Genomic DNA, 5,374 nt, shown 5'->3' with positions numbered 1-5,374 from the left:
TGCTTCTTAAACGAAGGTTTAAAAACAGGTTTCGGTTTTGGAGCAGTTGAAACATCTTCTACTTTAGTTTCTTCTAGTCTAGCGTCCTGTGTCTTAAGTCCTTCTAGTCCAGTATCTTCCAGAGCTTCCTCTTTTTTCTTAAACGAAGGCTTTAAGTCTGGTTTCGGTTTTGGAGCAGTTGAAACATCTTCTACTTTAGTTTCTTCTAGTCTAGCATCTTGTGTCTTAAGTCCTTCTAGTCCAGTATCTTCCAGTCCTTCCTCTTTTTTCTTAAACGCAGGCTTAAAGGCTGGTTTTGGTCTTGGAGCAGGAGCAATCTCTTCAGCTTTATTATCCTCGAGTCTAGTGTCTAGCGTCTTAAATTCTCCTTCAGTCTTCTTCGTTTTCAACCCCTTCATCGCTTCTTTTTCAAGCATGAATTGGTCATAAAGCTCACGTTTCTCTTGGGCTTGTTCAGGAGAAAGATTTCCAAATGCAAAATTATGTTTGGTAATATCAAATACAGAAAAATCGTACTCGTGTGTCATTGTCAAACATTCTGTCGGACAAACAGTAGTACATAAACCACAGAAACAGCATTTTGCCATATCTATATCAAACTTTGCTGCATACAATCGAATCGCAGAACCATCAGAAGCATACCCAGCAATGCCCGTAGCCTTGATAGGCTCTATTTCTATACAATCAACAGGGCATACCTTTGCACATTTATCACAGACGATACAATCGTCCATCTCATTATGTAGTTGATAACGCCCATTGTCAGGTAATGGAAGCTTCTCATGGGGGTACTGTAATGTAACAATACCTGTCTCTTGTTTGAAGTAGTCAGGATTATTTACAAAAATTGGTTTTCGGCTTTGGCGTGCTTCTTTCAAGTGTCTCCACGATAGCGATAGCCCTTTCAACGAAGATTTGATACCTTCTTTGATATTGCCGAAGTATGTATTGTTTGCTCCTTTATGCACAGCTTTAATAAATTTTCAATTATTGGGTCACTAAATGAATCCTATACTTAACTATATTTTGCCAATAATTAAACACAAAGGTACGTTCTGGTGATTAACAAAAGAAAGAACAATTGGCTTTTCTCTTAGTTACTTTGTTCAATTGACCTTATTGTCTGAGATTCTGAGGGTTATTTTTTAGAAATACTTTTTATTTAAGAGAAAAAAGGTAAAAATATTTAAGAAAATCAGCGAAAACAATGTAAAACTTTTTGCATATACCAAAACAACTCCGTAATTTTGCGTTCCCAATTTTTAACTGGATGCCCGTTCAGAAAGAAAATAAGGCAAAATCATTGAAAATCAGAGTCGTTCCAACTTTGATTTACCGAAAATACTTTCACAGCAATTAATAAGAGTCCACCGTGAATATATTTTTTGTAACACCTTATGGCAGAGGTGCTTTCTTTGAGAAAACATTTAGGACTTTTAAAATCTTAATAAAGTGGATACTTTAAGTTATAAAACCATCTCAGCCAACAAGGCTACCACAGAAAAGGGATGGGTTATTGTAGATGCAGAAAATCAGATTGTAGGTCGTTTGACTTCTGAAATTGCAAAAATTTTACGTGGAAAGCACAAGCCTTCTTTCACTCCGCATGTTGATTGTGGTGATAACGTTATCGTTATTAATGCTGATAAAATTCGTTTTACTGGCAAGAAAATGACTGATAAAGTTTATATCCGTCACACAGGGTATCCAGGTGGACAGCGTTTTGCAACGCCAAGAGAAGTGTTAGCGAAAAATCCAAAAGGAGTAGTGGAAGCAGCCGTTAAAGGTATGTTACCTAAAAACCGTTTGGGAAGCCGTTTGTTCACTAACTTGTATGTATATGCAGGTACAGAACATCCACACGCAGCTCAACAACCAACTGAAATTAAATTCTAATAATCGTTATTTGTTATTCGTTATCCGTTATTCGTCTTTACGAATTAACCATTAACAGATAGCTGATAACTTCTCTATAAAAAAATGGCAGAAGTAACTAATACATTAGGAAGAAGAAAAACAGCTGTTGCCCGTCTTTATATGACTCCAGGTAACGGTACAATTCTTGTGAATGGTCGTGCTTTGAATGAGTACTTTCCATCTGAAATTTTACAAATTATCGTTAATCAACCATTTGCATTGACTAAGACTGAAGGTGCTTATGATATCAAAGCAAATCTTGATGGCGGTGGAATCAAAGGACAAGCAGAAGCGCTTCGTTTAGCTATTTCTCGTGCTTTACAAGAAATCGACCCTGAGCGTCGTCCAGCTTTGAAAAAAGAAGGATTCTTAACACGTGACCCTCGTATGGTAGAACGTAAGAAACCAGGTCGTAAGAAAGCTCGTCGTAAATTCCAGTTCTCGAAACGTTAATATTCGTTGTAATTTGGAAATCTGGCAATTTGAAAATTGGGAAATAATATTTTCAAATTTTCAAATCTCCAGATTTTCAAATTACTTCTTCACTAATACTTACAGTGACCGATGTGTTAGTGATATATTTTTCATATTTTTTCATTTAAAAAATTGGTCGTACAGTTCTTAATATCAGAAAAGGATTAGGTTTTATAGTTTGAGATGTTAATACATTTTCAAATTTTCAAATCCCCAAATTTTCAAATTCTTAAGGCTGATGACTGTCAGAAAATGGCACAATTAGAATACAAAAACCTTTTGGATGCTGGTGTTCACTTTGGACACATGACACGTAAGTGGGATCCAAGAATGGCTCCATACATCTTTATGGAGAAGAATGGTATCCACATTCTTGATTTGAACAAAACTTTAGCTTGTTTAGACGAAGCTTGTACTGCTATCAAAGCGGTAGTTCGTTCAGGTCGTAAAGTAATGTTTGTTGCTACAAAGAAACAAGCACAAGAAATTGTTTCTGAAGAAGCTCGTCGTTTGAAAATGCCTTACGTAACTGACCGTTGGTTAGGTGGTATGCTTACAAACTTCGCTACAGTACGTAAATCAATCAAAAAAATGTCAACTATCGACAGATTATTGAAAGATGAAGTAACCGTAAAAGCTTTAGCAAAACGTGAGCGTTTGATGATGTCTCGTGATAAAGAGAAAATGGAAAGAGTATTAGGCGGTATCACTGACCTTACTCGTTTACCAGCAGCTCTTTTCGTAGTTGACGTTAAGCGTGAACACATTGCAGTAGCAGAAGCAAAAAGATTAGGTATTCCAGTTTTCGCAATGTGCGATACTAACTCGAACCCTGATTTAGTTGACTATCCAGTACCAGCTAATGATGATGCTTACAAATCAATCGCTTTGATTACTCTAGCAATTGGTAAAGCTATCGAAGAAGGCTTAATGGAGCGTAAACAAGATAAAGACGATGCTCGTTTAGCAGAGGAAGAAGAAGCGAAGCGTTTAGCTGATGAAGAGGCAGCTAAAGAAGCAGCGAAAGTTGCGGCTAAATACGAGAAAGAAGATTAATAATAATTTGAAGATATGATAATCTGAGAAAGCCATAGGAACTATCTTTTTGTCATAACTTTATCATTATAATTTATCAAAATTGAAGCAGCCCATGGAATTCTATGGGCTGTTCCTTTAAAAATTAACATTGAATTAGCGAATGCGGATTGCGATTTTAACGTAATAAAAGCCAGTTCAATTTAGCAATCCGTAAATCCAAAATCTAAAATCAATAAAACGATGGCTATTTCAGCAGCAGACGTTAATAAGTTAAGACAAATGACCGGTGCGGGCATGATGGATTGTAAGAAAGCCCTTACTGAAGCAGGTGGTGATTTTGAAGCCGCTATTGATATTCTTCGTAAAGCAGGCCAGAAAGTGGCTGCTAAACGTGCAGACAATGCTACTAACGAAGGTGTAGTATTAGTTGCTATTAGCGAAGATGGAACAAATGGTAAATTAGTTGCTTTAGCTTGCGAAACTGAACCAGTTTCTAAAGTGGCAGATTTCAATGAATTAGCTGCAGCTTTATTAGCATCAGCAGTTGCTATCGATGCAGCAGATAAAGATGCTTTATTAGCTTCTACTTTAGCTGACGGACGTAACGCTCAAGAAGCAATGGTTGAATTAACTGGTAAAATTGGTGAGAAAATCAATGTAGCTGGTTATGAAAATATCACTGCTGATAAAGTTGTTTCTTATATCCACTCTAACAACAAAATCGGTGTTTTAGTAGCATTTACAAACGTAACAGGAACTGATGTTACTGAAGTTGGTAAAGATATCGCTATGCAAATCACTGCAATGAAACCAGTTGCTTTGGATAAAGACGGTGTTGATGCTGCTACTATCGAACGTGAAATCGAAATCGGTAAAGACCAAGCTCGTCAAGAAGGAAAACCAGAAGCAATGTTAGAAAAAATTGCAACAGGTAAATTGGAGAAATTCTACAAAGAAAACACTTTGTTGAACCAACAATTTGTAAAAGACGGTTCTATCAATATCAAACAATTGTTAGAGCAAACTCAAAAAGGATTAACTATCAGTACTTTCAAACGTATTGCTTTAGCATAATTTACTTTCGAGTAATAATATTAAGAAAAGGCTTCCAGCAATGGAAGCCTTTTTTGTTGCTATAATTTTAATATAATTATGTTTTTTCATAATAAGATTATATTTAAGTGGAATAATAAGTATTTTTACCTGCTATGCAACGCTTATGAAAATAGGGCTGTCTATGTAGTTGTTAAGATCAAATTAATTTAAACTTAAATACCATTACACAATGAAAAAATTAATGTTTATAATGACAGCGTTTATTGGTGTCATGTTAGCGAGTTGTTCAAAGCAAGAGGATTTATCGGCTTCGGATGATAATTATTCAGCTTTAGAAGTGTCTGCTGCCCGTACGGCTGCTGTGACTGATACGGTAACCAAACAAAAATGTAAAGGAAATATTACGAGTATTGACCCAGCGGCTTTGCCAGCTACTATCACTACTTATATTTCTACCAATTATGCGGGAGCAACTATCAAGTTTGCTGGTAAAGATGCCCAAGGGCAGTATGTAGTAGGTGTTTCGTTAAATAATGTTGAAACAGGGTTATTGTTTGATGCCAATGGTGTATTTGTAAAAGCACTTCAGCATTATGCTAGAAAAGCGAAACTAACAGAAGTAGATATTACTACTTTGCCAGCTACGCTAACAAGCTACGTTACTACTAATTACGCAGGTTATACTGTAAAACGTGCTGGTAAAGATGCTGATGGAAATATTTATGTAGCTATTAGTGACGGAACAAACCGTAAAGTACTTTTATTTGATGCGACTGGTGCGTTTAAACAAGCATTAGAAACACCATTACATAAAATTGTGAAACTTAAAAAACACTAGGATTTTAATAAGATACAATTCCTATAATAAGAATAATCAATTAGACAGAAG

Annotated in this window: 6 protein-coding genes; 5 read left to right on the top strand and 1 reads right to left on the bottom strand. The window is 35.9% G+C overall.

Features of this window, described 5'->3' with window-relative positions:
- Positions 1-968: 4Fe-4S binding protein (locus AC07XN_RS14170; protein WP_494743550.1), on the bottom strand; the 968-nt coding region annotated here is incomplete at its 3' end.
- Between the two features lie 484 nt (positions 969-1,452).
- Here AC07XN_RS14170 and rplM point away from each other — a divergent pair.
- The 5 genes from rplM to AC07XN_RS14145 all read left to right on the top strand — a co-directional run bounded on the left by rplM (position 1,453) and on the right by AC07XN_RS14145 (position 5,323).
- A complete protein-coding gene (gene rplM / locus AC07XN_RS14165; protein ID WP_309915314.1) occupies positions 1,453-1,896 on the top strand; it encodes a 50S ribosomal protein L13 in 444 nt (147 codons plus the stop codon).
- Positions 1,897-1,980: 84 nt separating this feature from the next.
- Entirely contained in the window at positions 1,981-2,370 is a 390-nt protein-coding gene (rpsI, locus tag AC07XN_RS14160; RefSeq protein ID WP_309915319.1) for a 30S ribosomal protein S9, read from the top strand.
- A gap of 273 nt (positions 2,371-2,643) precedes the next feature.
- Entirely contained in the window at positions 2,644-3,447 is an 804-nt protein-coding gene (gene rpsB, locus AC07XN_RS14155; RefSeq protein WP_309915322.1) for a 30S ribosomal protein S2, read from the top strand.
- Between the two features lie 222 nt (positions 3,448-3,669).
- Positions 3,670-4,503, top strand: a complete 834-nt coding sequence (gene tsf, locus AC07XN_RS14150; protein ID WP_309915324.1) for a translation elongation factor Ts — start codon at positions 3,670-3,672, stop codon at positions 4,501-4,503.
- A gap of 211 nt (positions 4,504-4,714) precedes the next feature.
- Entirely contained in the window at positions 4,715-5,323 is a 609-nt protein-coding gene (locus tag AC07XN_RS14145) for a PepSY-like domain-containing protein (protein ID WP_494743549.1), read from the top strand.
- Positions 5,324-5,374: the final 51 nt, after the last annotated feature.

It is taken from the genome of Arcicella sp. GW458-12-2-14-TSB2 (assembly GCF_059423785.1).
The sequence above is the reverse complement of the archived record's forward strand: the minus strand, read 5'-3'. Positions and strand labels throughout refer to the sequence as shown.